This window comes from Oceanobacillus sp. FSL K6-3682 (assembly GCF_037976165.1).
In the GTDB taxonomy this organism is placed as follows: Bacteria; Bacillota; Bacilli; order Bacillales; family Amphibacillaceae; genus Oceanobacillus; species Oceanobacillus sojae.
Map to the genome: position 1 here is coordinate 2,613,094 of NZ_CP150263.1, position 15,239 is coordinate 2,628,332.

The 15,239-nt window shown below is 35.7% G+C and carries 16 protein-coding genes and 1 pseudogene; 4 read left to right on the top strand and 13 right to left on the bottom strand.

The genetic code is table 11. From position 1 onward, the window contains the following. Positions 1 to 94: 94 nt before the first annotated feature. From MHH51_RS13040 to MHH51_RS13065, 6 genes and pseudogenes are all read right to left on the bottom strand, one after another. The gene (locus tag MHH51_RS13040) at positions 95 to 301 is read right to left on the bottom strand and encodes a hypothetical protein (RefSeq protein ID WP_339282277.1); all 207 of its coding nucleotides are present in this window, start codon (positions 299 to 301) and stop codon (positions 95 to 97) included. Positions 302 to 831: 530 nt separating this feature from the next. After that, positions 832 to 960 (bottom strand): annotated as a pseudogene (locus MHH51_RS13045) (zinc ribbon domain-containing protein); the annotation flags it as partial. Between the two features lie 5 nt (positions 961 to 965). Continuing rightward, the gene (locus MHH51_RS13050) at positions 966 to 1,622 is read right to left on the bottom strand and encodes a hypothetical protein (RefSeq protein WP_156987540.1); all 657 of its coding nucleotides are present in this window, start codon (positions 1,620 to 1,622) and stop codon (positions 966 to 968) included. Between the two features lie 13 nt (positions 1,623 to 1,635). Further along, positions 1,636 to 2,052, bottom strand: a complete 417-nt coding sequence (locus MHH51_RS13055; RefSeq protein WP_339282278.1) for a permease prefix domain 1-containing protein — start codon at positions 2,050 to 2,052, stop codon at positions 1,636 to 1,638. Then, positions 2,049 to 2,378: a helix-turn-helix transcriptional regulator gene (locus MHH51_RS13060; RefSeq protein ID WP_147210476.1), complete on the bottom strand. Its 330-nt coding sequence runs from the start codon at positions 2,376 to 2,378 to the stop codon at positions 2,049 to 2,051. The genes MHH51_RS13055 and MHH51_RS13060 overlap by 4 nt, the downstream gene beginning before the upstream one ends. Before the next feature lie 481 nt (positions 2,379 to 2,859). Next, positions 2,860 to 3,081 carry a hypothetical protein gene (locus MHH51_RS13065; RefSeq protein WP_156987542.1) on the bottom strand — a complete coding sequence of 74 codons (222 nt, stop codon included), beginning with the start codon at positions 3,079 to 3,081 and terminating at the stop codon, positions 2,860 to 2,862. Between the two features lie 92 nt (positions 3,082 to 3,173). Here MHH51_RS13065 and MHH51_RS13070 point away from each other — a divergent pair, with 92 nt between their 5' ends. Beyond that, on the top strand, positions 3,174 to 3,785 hold the full coding sequence (locus MHH51_RS13070; RefSeq protein WP_339282279.1) for a hypothetical protein: 612 nt from the start codon (positions 3,174 to 3,176) through the stop codon (positions 3,783 to 3,785). 391 nt (positions 3,786 to 4,176) lie between these two features. On the opposite strand, the gene MHH51_RS13075 is transcribed toward MHH51_RS13070, so the two are convergent. The 3 genes from MHH51_RS13075 to MHH51_RS13085 all read right to left on the bottom strand — a co-directional run bounded on the left by MHH51_RS13075 (position 4,177) and on the right by MHH51_RS13085 (position 7,335). After that, complete coding sequence (locus tag MHH51_RS13075; RefSeq protein WP_147210474.1) at positions 4,177 to 4,977, bottom strand: HAD family hydrolase; 801 nt, start codon at positions 4,975 to 4,977, stop codon at positions 4,177 to 4,179. A 67-nt stretch (positions 4,978 to 5,044) separates the two neighbouring features. Further along, positions 5,045 to 6,259 (bottom strand): MFS transporter, encoded by a 1,215-nt coding sequence (locus tag MHH51_RS13080; protein WP_156987547.1) that lies wholly within the window; start codon positions 6,257 to 6,259, stop codon positions 5,045 to 5,047. A 62-nt stretch (positions 6,260 to 6,321) separates the two neighbouring features. Beyond that, positions 6,322 to 7,335, bottom strand: a complete 1,014-nt coding sequence (locus MHH51_RS13085) for an ROK family protein (protein ID WP_339282280.1) — start codon at positions 7,333 to 7,335, stop codon at positions 6,322 to 6,324. A gap of 348 nt (positions 7,336 to 7,683) precedes the next feature. On the opposite strand from MHH51_RS13085, the gene MHH51_RS13090 reads away from it, so the two are divergent. Then, complete coding sequence (locus tag MHH51_RS13090; RefSeq protein WP_147210471.1) at positions 7,684 to 8,151, top strand: DUF6323 family protein; 468 nt, start codon at positions 7,684 to 7,686, stop codon at positions 8,149 to 8,151. A 3-nt stretch (positions 8,152 to 8,154) separates the two neighbouring features. Then, on the top strand, positions 8,155 to 9,591 hold the full coding sequence (locus tag MHH51_RS13095; protein ID WP_339282281.1) for a DUF6179 domain-containing protein: 1,437 nt from the start codon (positions 8,155 to 8,157) through the stop codon (positions 9,589 to 9,591). A gap of 628 nt (positions 9,592 to 10,219) precedes the next feature. On the opposite strand, the gene MHH51_RS13100 is transcribed toward MHH51_RS13095, so the two are convergent. The 3 genes from MHH51_RS13100 to MHH51_RS13110 form a co-directional block, all read right to left on the bottom strand. Beyond that, positions 10,220 to 11,449 carry an MFS transporter gene (locus tag MHH51_RS13100; protein WP_246145127.1) on the bottom strand — a complete coding sequence of 410 codons (1,230 nt, stop codon included), beginning with the start codon at positions 11,447 to 11,449 and terminating at the stop codon, positions 10,220 to 10,222. 246 nt (positions 11,450 to 11,695) lie between these two features. Beyond that, on the bottom strand, positions 11,696 to 12,238 hold the full coding sequence (locus MHH51_RS13105) for a PadR family transcriptional regulator (RefSeq protein WP_147210469.1): 543 nt from the start codon (positions 12,236 to 12,238) through the stop codon (positions 11,696 to 11,698). Positions 12,239 to 12,504: 266 nt separating this feature from the next. Continuing rightward, positions 12,505 to 13,554, bottom strand: a complete 1,050-nt coding sequence (locus MHH51_RS13110; RefSeq protein WP_339282282.1) for a hypothetical protein — start codon at positions 13,552 to 13,554, stop codon at positions 12,505 to 12,507. Positions 13,555 to 13,853: 299 nt separating this feature from the next. Here MHH51_RS13110 and MHH51_RS13115 point away from each other — a divergent pair, with 299 nt between their 5' ends. After that, positions 13,854 to 14,387, top strand: a complete 534-nt coding sequence (locus tag MHH51_RS13115; RefSeq protein ID WP_156987551.1) for an AAA family ATPase — start codon at positions 13,854 to 13,856, stop codon at positions 14,385 to 14,387. A 115-nt stretch (positions 14,388 to 14,502) separates the two neighbouring features. On the opposite strand, the gene MHH51_RS13120 is transcribed toward MHH51_RS13115, so the two are convergent. Then, a complete protein-coding gene (locus MHH51_RS13120) occupies positions 14,503 to 14,790 on the bottom strand; it encodes a CD3324 family protein (protein ID WP_147210466.1) in 288 nt (95 codons plus the stop codon). Positions 14,791 to 15,239: the final 449 nt, after the last annotated feature.

A 15,239-nucleotide genomic window follows, 5' to 3' on the forward strand; every position in this document is an offset into this window, starting at 1 on the left:
ATATATACATTCTTGCAGTTAAAACCAGCTGAAGCAGAGCCTCCGCTTGAAACAGACGTAGATTTACGGTATTTTGATTCAAGACAAACACGTACTAAAAAACAAAAATAAAGTAAAACGATAAGTGCAGAACTAAAATAATATGAAGTGTTTTCAGTTTCGCACGTAAAAATGCCACTACGATGCCGAGACCTAAGATACTAAATGCAGATGAAACATGCGCGAGTGCAAAACTATCGGGAATAAATACCGCATGACCAATATAGAAAATGATTGCAACTGCCAGAATAACTGTCCACATTGGCAGGTGTTCCTCTAAGTAACTCTGCAATAATCCAAATGTAAGGTAATCCTGCCAGAATACAGAAACAGTCATCCAAAAAATATAAAGATGTGCTGGAAGCGGAAGATTGTAATAAAAAGGAAGCACCAAAGCCAGAACAACGGGAGAAATATAGAGATAAATCCATTTTGGATTGATGAAATAATAATTGATTACAGCGTTTATGCGTTACAATCAGTATGATTACAATAATTAATGCAATGATTGTTTCTAGAAAAATAGAGGATTCGTCATTATTCGTAAATAGGTTCCCAATACCATTGCCATGCAGCCCTGGCGTCAAATACCAGAGTATAAGCCACCCTCCACAAATAACAAGAAAGGAACTCCAAGGCAGTATTCTATTATTGGATGCAGAGGTATCATCTGGCGGTATAAAAAATAGAAAGTCTAACATGTTTTGGTCCTTCTTTTTCACATTCACCAAATCCTTTTAAGAAAAATTCACTGATAATGGTTTCATTATTTTTACACTTATCAAACTTCTATTCACGCAAAGCGAGATTTTTATCGTCTTTGTTTTGATGTCCACAATTCGAACATAGCTAACTGGAGGGGGAGTTTTTAACAACGATAACAATTTGCTTTCTGTACCAGGCTGCTTTGTATTCCAGCATTGTTCCTATATTTGCCGGATTATTTTATTGCGACTATTTCTTTTATTAGAACCATAAAAATACATACTCAAAGGCCACCACAGAATTAGAAAAATCGGATACACTTCCCAAATAACATTTGGTGTGGAAACCGCGCTGACAACAATCAAAAAAACGACTGTTAAGAAGGTTCCGAAAATAGATAGTCCAAAATATCTTTTTGAACTGATAAAATATAAAAGTGTTGGCCACCATAACACTGCATATGCCGGATAAACCGCCCACGGGTACCCTGGCGAAAGATAATAATTCAAGAAAGAATAATACAGTATGGCAGCCAGGCTTCCGATTATTGCAACAGACAGTTTTATACTTGATTTACCTAAGAAAGTTAAGACTACCAATAAAATAATTGGATAAACAGCGTATAAAACCCATGGATGCCCCGGTGAATTGAAATAATTATTTAACGATAAGAAAAGGATGATTACTAATCCTACAAAAAGAACACCAAATTTATATTGCTTTTCACTTAAAAAATAAAGGCTGACAGGCCACAGAACAAGTATATGAGAAGGATATAAAAACCAAAGATGCTCAGGACTGGTGAGAAGGTTAACTATCATCAAAAATACAATCGTCATAATACTTCCAATCGTTGCAAAAACAATTTCCTGCTTCATATTGACACCTCTTTTATTTTAATTTTCTCCATCGATAAAACATACTGAGCGGCCACCATAAAATAGCAAAGGTCGGATAGACAAACCAAATTGTTGATGGCGAGTAGTATAGATTAATAAAAACCATCAAGGCAATAATTAAAATACTTCCCCAGATAGAGAAATTCAAATCGATTTTTGCTCTTTCAATTCTTTTTCCATCTCCATCTCTGTTTACGTTATAAACACCTAGTTCACTTTTTATTTCATCAATATTCCCAAATTCCACGATGGCTTTGTTAACAGCATCCTCTTCTTCTTTCCCTTGAGCCACCAAATCATACACTTTTTCTTCCAGATTCTGAAAAATCTCTTGTTTAATAATTTCCTTTTCTTCACTCTTTCGAATATCTTTAAATAATTCATCTACATGATTTTTTATCTTATTCAATCTAATCCCTCCATAAACAAATCAATAATTTCCTTTGTAACTTTCCATTCTCTGGCTGTTTCTTTTAAATATGCTTTTCCTAACATCGTGATCCTATAATATTTTCGCTTTCCGCCATGAGATACTTTGCCATAATATGACTCAATTAATTCTTTCTTTTCAAGGCGTTGGAAAACGGCATATAATGTTGCTTCTTTAATCTGAAAACGATTTTCTGTCCGCAAGCTGATTTGTTTTGATATTTCATAACCATATTGATCATTTTCATAAATCAACCGCAGTATAATCGATTCCAGATGTCCCCGGATAATATCACTTCTAATCATAATAATCCTTCCTTATCATATAACTCTATCTGATAGAGTTATATTAACACTGATTACTCTATGTGTCAAAGTAATTATAATTAAAGAAAATTGATACTCCTAATTATTTGAAAGGTCTATTAAATAAATCATTTTCAATTTAATAAGCATTTATATGATTTATTACCATTTACTTATTATTATATCGGAAGAGTAATTATATCATTTATTACTCTTTCTGTTATAGCAAAATCACAAGCTGTATTGAGGTTTATAAATCCACGGAAATCAACCATGTAATATGAAGATTTTTTCTGCAAAAATCAATCGCATTCTCCCCCCCCTTCGCTTCATTAGAATGATTGAAATAGTTAATACCCTGATGAACGATAGCGCCAGCATTGCCCCTCGGTCAGGTTATTCGAACTATATGACGGTCCTGGCGGTACCATAGCTCTTTCGGATTCTTGTAATAAAAAATTACGAGCGACACTGATTGGAGTCAATACATCGTTCCAAGTAGATTGTTTGCAAGAATTTGAGTAAGTGTAATACCAAGAAATACATCCAGAACAAGAATTCGACATTTTCCAAGTAATGCAGCAACCAAATCGAGACACTGCTTCATCCTTGGAGAGTACCTTTTCACTCTAGTTTTTACAGCATTAGAAAGATCAGCCATCCCTAAAATTTTACCTGTTCTTTCTTTGGAAACAGGCTTCATATCTCTTTATAAAACCATTATTTTTTAGAGGAATATTGAAAAAATATATCGTCATGTTTGTATGTATACTAATCATCGCAGGTGGCTGCGATATGCGTATACAAGAAGAAAATAGAAAGCCTTCAGAAATGAAGCTTGATGAATTACCAGAAGCACCAGCATTTAAAGATAACTTTACAAGAGGGTTTTTACAGTCCGCAGAGCCAATACGAGAAGGGTATTACCCTTTTTTATCGGAATCAGAAAGCTTTACCATGGACTTTCCTGAAGAGATGAAAGTGGAGTATCGGAGTCACTTCGCAAGTTCTGATAACGAGAGGGAAACAGTTGAAATAAGGAATGTAGAAAAGAACAGAAATGTTCATGTCCATTTTTTTATGCAATATTATCGCTCTATGGGCACTGCAGAAGATAGTATGAGAATGATGTCAGCAAGTGCTGATAAGGATTTAAATTTCAAAAAAATAGAAACAACTTATGAAAATCAATATTTAGATGTTGCAGAATTTCAATATGATGAGAATAACCACACTATCTTAGCGATAGTATGGAATGAAGCGGGTCAACAGATTCAAATTTCTTTGATGGCAAGATGCCTGGATTCTGAAGAGATGGACCGATGTGAACCTTTAACAAAAGAGGATAGAGAAAAAACAATGGAACAATTTAAATCCATAGAATTGATTCTCCCCGAAAACGATTAATCATATCAGAAAGAAAAAACAGAATTTATAATTGGCAGTGTTTTCAATTGATAATAAAAAGTTTTCTAAAACACCCAACACGTTAGAATAAAATCGGAATGTATTTATAGCTATCTAAAAGCAATATTTTTATAGTTTCTTATACAAAATAAATACTGACTGCACAGACAGCCAGTATTAAAAACCGCACGGAAGAAGACCATTGAATATTAATTACAAACTTTTCTTGCAGATAGCTAACCCGAGTTCCGCACTGCCAAAATGCCGGGATCGGGATTTCTCTGCGTGATAAAACCAGTTAAACACAAACGGTAATTCTTCTTTTTCAACGTACCTCTTACCATTATAACAATTGTAAAAAGTTTATATAGCTCATTTTCTAATCATACCATTATCCTTGTAAAGATAACGTTTGAATGATCGTCTTCATTACAGCATCCTCTTCATTGGAACGAGCGATGTAATTCGCGGCATCTTTTAATTCCTGTACTGCATTACGGACCGCAAAACTATATTTCGCACGGACCATAAGCTCTAAATCATTATAACCGTCACCAAACGCCATCGTTTCTTCCGGGGTCGTATTTAATAAATGCTGTAAATGTTCAACAGTAGTCCCCTTATGAACATTAGCATTTGCAATATCAATCCAGGCTGCTTCAGAGGCAACAATGTAAGCTGACTCAAAAAATGGAGATAATTTCTCTTTTGTCTCAAAACAATTTAAGGATGGATCATGAACTGTTATCTTAATAAAATCATCCGTTATTTCATTAAAATCAGCAACCTGCCTTATCTGCGTATATGATCCTTTGACAACATTCATTTCATCCGGTGAAAGGTTTTGTTTAACAATCGCTGCCTCTTTCGTACATGCGATAATCGTATGTTTCGAGCTTATTTCCTCAAGTAAGTGAATAATTTTCAGTCCTAATTTATTGCTTAACAATGATTCATAAACAAATTTACCTTGATGCTTGATTCGGGTTGCGCTGTCTCCCAGAATCCATAAATCATCTGCATCGTCTCCAAATAATGTCTCCACACGTTCACATTGTTTCCCTGTAACAGGTGCAAATACAACATCTTTTTCCTTCATTATCTTTTTAACATCTTTATACAATTCCCGATTAAAATCACCACTGTTATTCAAAAATGTACCATCCATATCTGTTAATATCAATTTAATCATATAATATCCTCCCGCTCTGTAAATAAATTCATCCATTTAAGAACTCTATTTAAGACGATCTGTATTTCTACCTCTCCTGCTTTAATAATTGAGATGTTTTCAGTAAGCTGTTTAATTTCTCTGAGCATAGAATCATTACTGCAATAAAAATAACAATACAAATCGTAAAGACTCCCATCGTTGTGTGAGATACAATGAAACCGATAACAGGTGGCATAAATGTAGTACCTGTATAAGCGGCAGCCATTTGATAACCCATTATTGTTTGAGAATGTTTTCTTCCAAATCGCGACGGTGTTTCATGTAACATACACGGAAATATTGGAGCTAGACCAAGCCCAATAATGATAAAGCCAGCAAGTGAAAAAAAGGCGGGCAGTGGCAGCAACAGAATAACGGCACCTGTTAATGCTGTGATTTGGCCAGATCTAATCAGTGTGCGATTCGTTATTTTAAAGGTAATAAAACCAGTTATTAACCTTCCTGCTGTTATCCCCACAAAATACATAGAAACCCAACTGGCTGCTGTTGCTGCATTTAATCCTTTGATGTTTACTAAGAAACTGCTTCCCCAAAGGTTTACCGTTGCTTCAACACCACAATATAATAAGAAAGAAACAAGCGCCAGTTTAACTCCCTTTATTTGCGTTGGCTTTATTTTTTTTATAGGTTCATCCTTCATTAGATAGATTTCATCTTCATTCTGATCAGGTATGCTATGCGTACTATTGTGGATTACTTTGTTCCATAAAGGCAAAGAGAAAAAGAGAATCAAAATCAATACAAATTGAATACCAGCAATAACGAGATACCCGTTTCTCCAAGAATTATCCCCAGAAATAAAATACGCCATTATAATCGGTCCGAGGGATGCTCCTATCCCCCAAAAACAATGCAGCCAGCTCATATGATGCGCCTTGTAGTGGGTAGCTACATAATTGTTTAACCCCGCATCAACAGCTCCAGCTCCCAAACCAAGAGGAATGGCACAAATGATTAACCAAATTACCGATGGAGCAAAATAAAACCCTAATAAAGCAATGGCAGTCATTAAGACACTGACAAAGGTTACTTTGCCAGTACCGAACAATTTAAGTATCCTCCCGCTAACTAAGCTGGAAATAATCGTACCAAATGCAATCATCATAAAAAGGATTCCGCCTGTTTCAATCGGAGCGCTAAGATCTGATTGCATTACCGGCCATGCTGCTCCTAATAATGAATCTGGTAGTCCTAAACTGATAAAAGCTAAATAAATAATTAGTAAAAGATATACTGCCATGTTTTATCTCCTTTTAATATTTATCTTTCCATGAAGATTTAAAATGAAAGTTATAGTTACAGTCACCTCTCCTGAAAGTTAATTTTATAAATCGTGTCTTTCGTAACTAACCATCTTAAACCAACTGTTATGCTTTGCTGGAAATTCCGGTCAAAATAGATGACAGGTTTGTTTGGCTGCCTGGAAAGATGCGTATTATCCCCAATTTGTCGCTTCATCATTTCTTCGTCTATATTTTCAGAGGAAATCACAAAAATACTTGGAGCTATAACAGCATTATAAATAGCTACAATTTCTGAAAGATTATGGACTAATTCTTCATCCGTACCTGGAGCAGCTTTATCCATAAGCATCGGAAGATATTTTATTTCACCGACCAACCCTTTCTGTCCTTCTATAAGCACACCTTTAGATAGTATGGTTATTCCCGGCATACTTTTTTCTGGATAATAGATTCCAACAACACTTTCATTCGTAAGATTATTTTCAACACAATATCCCATCGTCATGATATGTGCATCATTCTGTATTTTTATAGGAATATCCGTTATTTTTTTCAGTTCTTTTTCAATATTCCAGGAATCAAACATATTTTCCCAACTGGATGTAATAACACCTTCAAAAATTTTCCCGGGCAGTGTCAGCCCTATTCTTTCAATTTCATATTCTCTATGAATATATTTATCAATGATTTGCAAAAGGTCATCTGTATCATTCGGAAAATCGACTATATCAGAAACTTTCTCATCTCCATCCAAATTTACAATTTTAATGATTGTTTCCAAGTTCCTTTTCCGTTTAGCACTCTTTTTTTCTTGAATTGAAACGAGAAGATAAAATGATTTGTCATAATTAAAAATATAATCGGCTGCCGGCCGCCCTGTCTTTTGCTGTACGAAAGAATTCTCCAAAAATATGTTTTCCTTCACTAATTCTTTAACTAATGAATTAATAGTAACTACACTAAGGCCGGTGTCTTTAACCATCTCTGCTTTAATAGCTTTTCTCTTTTTAAACAGCAACGCTTTCAATTCCCTCAGGTTTTTTTGTCTAATAGGATTGTTTTCTTCTCTCAATCAAACCACCTCCCACATTCATTAAACTACTTTATTAAGTACCTTTAATAAATATAAATGATAAACAAATTATTGTAAAGAGAATTTGCAGGATATTGCCATAAAGTGAAACTTCATTGAGCAGGGTTTTCTTCCATGGGATTGGAACTGGAATAAATAATTTACCGGGGTTAAAAAGCGCTGCGCGTTGACAGTTCATAAATATTTAAACTTGATCTAAAAAGTTGACAAAAAAATTATTTCATGCTATAATTTACATTTATTATTTTTAGTTATATAATAGGGTTCCCTTGGCCAGGGGACCCTTTTTTTGCGTTCTAAATATCCTTACAGGAAAGGTGATATCCTATGAATTTATCCGCTATGTTGAATTCCATCCAACAATCACATCATTCCAATACAATAATGGATCTGGTTAGTTTAAACGATAAAACAAAAGAGCGGGGTTTAGCGCTAACGCCAGATGATGCAAAGTCACTCGTGGCATCCAGAAATAAAGTGCTGCGTGATCATGCGAGAATTGAATTGAGCAACGGTGTGTTAAAGGAGTTAATTGAGGTATTTTCCACCTCCCCTTATATAAACCAGGAGCACTATGTTGATACACTGAATGAACTTCAGGAGATTTTTTATTATCTTAGAAATGAAACGGAAGATAAGGTTGCAGATGCAAAGCTTATTCAACTGATGAATGATTATTATAACAGATCCTGTGCAGGCTCTATCGAACTGTTAAGAAGTAAAATGGAAGAATTCACGGAGAATTTCAGAAGAGATATAACGCTTCCTGATTCTATTTTTAAAGGGGATGAATAATATATGGAATTCGATAACCACTCAGGTCATTCCCGGCAGATTTCTAATATAAGAATTGATCGGTCGCGGTTAAAACAAAACCAATATACCCTCTCTCTCCTGCAGGAAGGTCAGCGGTCAGGAGTTATCCCAAGTCAAAAAGTTTATCAGATACAAGTAGAAGTGGTGCAGGTTCTTCAGCGATTAATCCTGCGGTATACTCAAGGAGCAAGTACCTCAGTGACAACGGAAACAGCGGAAGGAATCATGACATCCCTGCTTTATGCTATTGATGCTTATGCTCTTCAATATGAGAATCCTGAGGAAGCACTTACTCGTTTAAATTTGGAAAGTATAAAAGATATACATTCTAAAGGGGTTGAATTACTCCGCTGTTATTTTGAAGAAACAAAACAACTGTATCAAGAAGTTAAAAAGATCAAATTAGATGTGCCGGTCGATGCTTATCATTTGACTATTGATGAATCGTTACCTGTATTTATAAAACATTATGATATTATTTTCGAAGCCCAAAATACTATGGCAAGCATTGATTATCCTTTAGCTGTTGATGATATGCGGCTTCAGGGCGTTTTTTATATACGGCAGTATTTAGAGCGATTACGAATAGAGACAGAATTCTGCCGCTTTTTTAGTCTTCAGGATGTAATGTTTGTCTTAATAAATCTCGGAAAAATAAGTCGCTTTAATTACCAAATCGAGCTGTTTAATATGTTTGAGCTAATGATAAATAATGCTGTTTTTTCACTGCTGTCCGGAGGAAAACCTGATAATGTCCGGATTTCGGGAATTCAATTTGAGCAGCTGAATCGAATGTTAACAGCTGCCCCTGCTGATCAAAGGACGAAGTTGATTCATCAAGCTCTTGATCAGCTGCAGAAAATCCTGCAAACAAATCAGGCTCTCATTGATTACATCGATTTGTACCGCGGTGAATTCGTTCAAAGGGTGAATAGTGCTGCAAAAATCGGCAGCTTCGAAACGCTTATTATCCGAGAAATAAAAGAACATGAAAAAACAATGGTATTCAAGTTAGATGAGAATGATCGAATGAGTGATATACAAATGCGCAGCTTAGTAGACCGTATCTTAGAAATCAGCAATTCTGAAGAAAAAGCACTGCTCATCCGGAGACATTTTGTTTCACTGCATGATTATCTGGATCTACTCCATGCAGGATGCCTGTTTAACGGGGATTATGAAGCTCTTTTTAGAACTTTTGGAGATATTGAACTAGCTATTTTAGCCAAAATCATATTTTATGAGAAATTACGGGATGCTACGCACGATTTTTCAGATATTATTGAGGATGGTATCGAAGCGGAGAATGAGTGGGAGATACATTATATTGAATTTATACAGCAGTTGGAAGATGAGCGCATTAAAGCTATAGGGAATTTTATTTATGAAATCAATTATGAGGATATATCCTTTCATTAGGCAGAAATTATTGAAAGGAAAATGATTACTTCATCTCCCTTAAGTTTTCCTGTCTACAAAGGAATAGAACTGCGCGAAATAAGAAGTGAATTGTATCAGCTATGTTTGTGGATTATACTGGCAGGCAGGCTCCTCTTCTTGCGGTTTAATAAGCTTCGAATTATTGAGATGGAGACTTACTGCCAGTTTAAAATAAATTTAACCTGATTTAAGACAGTGAATATACTCGATCATAACTTTAGAATCTAATGACTATTCGCGCATCTTAAGGCATCGGTTTTTCCAATAATAATGAATAAGTCTTAAATAAACTATTGGACTCTGGTCTGATTTTCTGTATATAATCTGGTCTGATTTTCTGTATATAAAATGAAGTTCCGCTCTTATTGTGTTAAATAACGTTTAATTATTTAACACGAAGTCCAGAAAAAATTGCAAACAGTTGGGTTCATTCATTAATACACTGAATTATTTTTTTATTTCCGGTATCTAATGAGTACTGTATGAAATCATGCTTATAGTAATATCAAATTCTTCTGAAAACCAGTATGCGGTAAAATGAATCCTGTCCTTCCATTTCACCGCATACGTATAAATCTGGTCTGCTACTTGAGAAGCGTTTATTTTATCATCCCGTATTTCTCTTCGAAGGTGTCATCACAGTAAAAATGAGCATATATACCAAAACAACAAGCCCTATTGCAAAATAACTTAGCTGTAAACCGAAAAAATCAGAGGCAGCTCCACTAATCATTGGTCCGATCATCATCCCTGCAGAATAAGCCGTATTATAAATGGCAAAGGTAACACCATACGCTTGGGTTTGACTTTCCTGTGCAATATCAGCAAGTTCAGGAAGTGTCGGTGCGAGTACCGTTCCCATACTGATACCGATACAAGCTAATGCAGCAATTTGCAGCCATATATTGGTCGGTAAAACAACGAGTACCAGAGAAACAGCAGTAATGGCTAAACCAATAGTAATTGTTTTAGGATGACCGATTTTGGTGGAAAGACCTCCAATAATGGGAGCTGTAAACGCATAAGCAAGTGAAGGTACACCAAATAATAAACCGATAGCTCCTGGTGATGCATCAAACACATTTCTTAAATAGGTTGGAAATGTTGGTTCCAGCACACTGGGAATAGCAGCACCGATAACAACTGCCCCGCCAATCATGAACAAAGAACGATTTTTCAATAAACGGAACGCACCTGATGGTTCCTCTTCCTTTCTGTGAGGCTCTTCTTTCAATAGAAACACTCGTAACAGCCCATCGATTAAGGCAATTCCTGCCGCTATAAAAAACGGAAGCATATAGCCCCCTAATTGGTAGAGCCAGCCTCCGAAAGCTGGGCCCAACAAGGTCCCTAAAGCTTGCCCCGATAGAGCAATTCCCATGACTTTTCCCCTTTCTTTCGATGGATAAAAGTCTGCAAGCAATGCAAGACCGGATGTCCAGGTGGCAGCTGCAGCAATTCCTTGTAAAACGCGGCAAAGGAGTAGTAGCCAAAAAGTATTCGCAAACGCAAATAACAGTGTAGCGACACCGAGTCCTAAAATTCCCCACAGCATTGGACTACGTCTTCCAAATTTGTCTGAAACAACACCAAATATTGGTGTGGCAATTAATAAAGCAGCTGCATAGCTGCCAAATAAAATACCGATTGCAGTTTGTGATATACCTAAGTTTTCAGCATAGTCCGGTAAAATAGGAACAATCATTCCATAAAGCAGCATATCAGTGAAGATTGCTAAAGTTACAACTAACAAGACGCTTTTTTGAGCTTTTTTAATATTTCGTTCCTGATTCATTTTCTTTCCTTCTTTCTTCAGATATTTTGTTGTTAATATCAACAACAGCTACTCCCCTTTGTCAGAAGCTGAATGACCTCCTTTCTTCTTTTACTCCTTAAGAGGAAAAGGAATAATTGTTTTTACCGCCTCGTTAGCTCGCCGCCTCCACCGATAACCGCAGTAATTTATTATCTTACTTATGTCACTGCTATTATCCATCCCGAATAAAATATAACTTACCCTCCATTGATTACTCAATGTTGACTATAAATATATTTTTTTCTCCCTCTCAATAAAGAGGGAGAATTACTGATCATTTTTTTCTAAGTATATCAATGCTTTCTCAACGAAATCCTGCTGCTGTCTGATAGTAGCAAACATATTATCAAAAACCAACTGCACCATGGGGGGAATATCGCCTTCTATCGCTGCTTCTTTTTCCTTCCAACCTGCCTGGACACTGCGATATTCATTTCCCAACGTCATTTGCTGCTGTTCTAAAGCTTGACGTGCTTCTTCTACAGACAGCTTATCAAAAAAAGAAATGCCGGTATATAAAGAGGAAGGATATTGAACGGATGAACTGGTTAATGCCTCTCGAACCAAATCTTTCAGGTGTTTTTTTCCTTCTTCTGTGATTCGATAGGTAAACTTTTGCCGATGACCCGTTTGTTCCACTTTGTCAATTGCAATATATCCATCCTTTTCTAATTTTTTGAGCGCATGATAAATCGAACCGATTAATACGCCGCCCCATCTTTCTGCATCTGTCATGCGCAGCGCCTGCTGAATATCATAACCAGACATCGGTTTCGTATCTAACATACCCAGTACAAGTAATCTTGTCAAAAAAGTCACACCCTTTACTTAACGTTGAGTATTGTATAATGAATATATAAGAATGTCAATTATTCAGAATATAAATGCACAAAACGTTTATCCAACTTTGTTGCAGATTATTTACTTTACCGTTTTCGATATCCCCCATTTGAAAGATAAAAATATGCCTCAATATCATTTATAATTAAAGATCTTGTACTCAATAGCAGTAAAGAACCTATTATTGCTAGTGTGAAATAATTAACAGAAATAGGTTCCCTCGCAGTTGTATTATATTAATTTTCAAATGATTTTCGAAGTATAATTATTTCCTCAAGCTCTAGGCTGGTTAATTCAGATATTTCTTCATCCGTATAATCCCTGTCTAAAAGCTTTTTCACAAAATTTCGTTCTGCTTCTTTCATTCCTTGTTCTATTCCTTGTTCGATACCTTTTTCTATACCTTCAGCCACACCTCTTGCCATTCCCTTTTCCATGCCTCTTCTTGTCGCTTCTTCCTCAATTTCTCTAAACAATCTTCCAAACGTCGGGGTGTCTCTTAGCTTTTCCATTCCCATTATTTTTCCTTCCTCCTTTTCATTTTGTGCGATTGGTAATGATTCGTACAGTTTTTCCTGAAATTCCGGTGGTATCTGCAGGGTATAATCGATAAAGTACAACAGGGCTGCAAGATAGGCTTCGCGATGTGAATATTTTTCGAATGCCAAGCTGATGAGCTTCTGCTTAAATTGGAACTTTTTTCCATTATCTTTATCTGTCCTGCCAGTGTTTTTACTGATATAGATTCCCGCGAGAACAGCTAAAGCGAATGGATTACCAGATTTTTTCAGCTCCCCCTCATCTTCCCCATAAAATCGATAGGTGTTATAGGCATAGGTCAGTTCTGTTCCATAAAAAGAATAATGGAACCTATCTTCATGGTGCTGATGGCTGGCATCAGTCAAAAGGGCAATAGAATAAATCAGGTGATTGTATTTATCGTATATCCGGTAAAAATATTTAAACATGCGTTCTGCAAAGTCCTGTTTCCCAATGGTCTGCACTTCGATATGGATAAGAACATATTTTTCTTCCCCGTTTTTCAGCAGCACTTTGACTAATTTATCCGTATAATTTTTTCCTTTTCTTGAATCGATAACAAACTGAAAAAGTTCCAGATTCAAGAAGTCTGCTCCTTTTTCAAAATCAATTTCCGGATATAAATCCTGTGCAAAATATTCCATAAATTCTTGAAATAATTCTTCAATCAAATTTTTCCAGAGCCCATCGTAATCCGTGTTCTTTTCACGGTAAGTCTTTTTATTTTCTTTTACGGTTGTCAGCATTATTTTACCACATCCCCAAGTAATAATAAATTTGTTTTAATCGTATAGACTTTGTGCAAGGAAAGCAAAAGCGCAAAACAGGATTTCTTCTGTACATACTGACTATATATATGGGTTTTTAGTACAGTATTTTACGTTTTCGACCATGAAATGACATTCATATTGAGTTTTTAGTAATATTTTTTTCAGTAGAAAAATTGCTTGTCCTTTTTTAAGCCAATTGTGATACCATGGTATAAGCTATTGTGTATTTTAATAGAGAGGTTTACATGCTTTTTAAAAGATTTGGAGGGATTTTGATGGAAGTAACCAGATCAACCGCCAATCGAATAGTAATCATTGGATGTCCCGGTTCAGGTAAGTCAACATTAGCTACACAAATTGCTCAAATTGGAAACATTCCTTTGGTACACTTAGACAGCATTCAATGGATCGATAATGAAACGAATACTTCTCAGGCAGTTTTTGATGCAAAATTGAAAGAAGAAATACAGAAAGACCAATGGGTTATTGATGGTAATTATGGCAGAACGATGGAATTGCGTATGAAGCGCGCAGAAATGGTTATTTGGTTAGATTTTCCCCGCAGTGTCTGTCTATATCGTATACTCAAGCGCTACGTAAAAAATAAAGGAAAGAAAAATCCGCACGGTAATCCGGATAGATTATACTTTTCTTTTCTTCGTTTTGTTTGGAATTATAAGAAAGAGAATGATTCCCGTATAGAGGCATTAAGAGGCAGATTCCAAGACCAGCTTCTATTCATCCATATTCATTCTGGAAAAGAGCTCAGGAAATTTATAAATAATTTTGAAACTCGATGTGAGCTGTAACATATGTGTCAGCTTAGTAATTACTTTCTGTCGCCAAAAAATATCCTGCATAAAAAGAGCAGTACTCATTAACATGTTAGTGAGTACTGCTCTTTCAGATTAAAAACGCTTATCATTATTTTATTTCACTATTCATCTCACGTGTTTTATAGATAATTTTACGGATACTGTCCATCGATAGATTATAGATTTGTTCCAATTCCTCAAAAGACTGGCCTTCATTATATAATCGATAGATTTCTTCGTTTCTTTTGGCTAAGGCGATACGTGATCCGTTAGCTTCTCCCCATCCTGCACGCTGGCTGGTTTGTTTCGGAATATAGATAAGCTCTCCTTGAATATATTTCTGGAGCTCCTTCAACAAATGAGGCGGAAGCACCTCTTTTCCATTTTTGTATGACAAGCAAGAACATCCTTTCTATGAAGATGTATGTGTCGATCATGCTTTGTTTTCTCATTCATCATTAAAACTCCTCTCATTTTAATTTATTTTACGTAAGCCTTTTCATTATTAGTATACATTAAAGCAGAAAAGAAAAGGAGACCGCAATTTTAATGCGGCCCCGTGTTTTATGATTTCCGCTAAGCGGAAATCACCTCATATTTTGTGATCAATTTAAATCAGCCTCCTTTCCGAAATATTATCGGTCCGACACCCTTATTAACTCATATATTCCCTGCCTGAACAAGGGGAAGAACGATTATAATTATTTTTTACCACTTTTTATATTTATTACAAATAAATACTCCAAATAAAATCAAGGCTGGTATATTCCAGCCTTAAATGAATATCTACTACACTATAAATTCCCACCTGCTCATTAGCCAACATTTTGCACATTCCTTGAGGTC